This is a genomic window from Streptomyces sp. AC627_RSS907 (assembly GCF_019049165.1).
In genome coordinates, this window is sequence record NZ_JAGMUE010000173.1 from 1 (window position 1) to 955 (window position 955).

Here is a 955-nt window from a genome sequence, read left to right on the forward strand (position 1 = left end):
CCACGGTGCTTGCGCCACATCGGCACCAGGTGGCCCAGCGGCAGCAGTTTCCACCCCGCGTGCACCAGGACGCCGGCGAGCGCGGCGAGCGGGATGAGGCCGATGACGGCCGGCAGCAGCGCGGCGAAGAGCAGCAGCCACACGCCGTGCAGCACCCGGGACGCCTTGGTGACGGCCCCGGCGTGCACGTTGGCCGAGCTGCGCACGATGACCGCGGTCATCGGCAGCGCGCCGAGCACGCCGCAGAGCGTGTTGCCCGCGCCCTGCGCCATCAGCTCCTTGTCGTAGTCGGTTCGCGGCCCGTCGTGCAGCCGGTCCACCGCCGCCGCGCTGAACAGGCTCTCGGCGGACGCGATGAGGGTGAAGGCCACGATGGTGCCGATGAGCCCGACCTGGGCCAGGTCGTCGAAGTCGTCGCCGCCCGGCACGTTCACCGAGTCGAGCAGGCCCTGCACCTTGACCTTGGCGATCGACAGGTCGGCCAGCGCGGTCACGCCGGTGGCCAGCAGGACGGCGGCCAGCGCGCCGGGTACGACCCGTACCTTCGCGGGCAGGTACGGCCAGGTGGCGAGGATCGCCACGACGCCGGCGCCGACCGCGAAGGCGATCAGCGCGTCGCCGCTCCCGGCGATGTCGCCGACCAGACCGGGCAGCCCGGTGATCTTGTCGAGGCCGGTCTTGGGCGCGGTGATGTCGCCCATGGCGTACAACTGGCCGGCGATGATGACCAGGCCGATGCCGGCGAGCATGCCCTCGACGACGGATATGGAGATGGCGCGGAACCAGCGGCCGAATCCCAGTGCGCCGAGGGCGAGTTGGGCCAGTCCGCTGGCCAGCACGATGACGCCGAGGGCGCCGAGACCGTACGTCTCGACCGCCTCGTAGACGAGTACGGTCAGGCCCGCGGCCGGGCCGCTGACCTGGAGGCTGCTGCTCGATGACATGGCAGCCGTCC

Annotated in this window: 1 protein-coding gene; it reads right to left on the reverse strand. The window is 72.0% G+C overall.

Features of this window, described 5'->3' with window-relative positions; genetic code table 11:
* Positions 1 to 955: SulP family inorganic anion transporter (locus KUM32_RS30710; RefSeq protein ID WP_374227574.1), on the reverse strand; the 955-nt coding region annotated here is incomplete at both ends.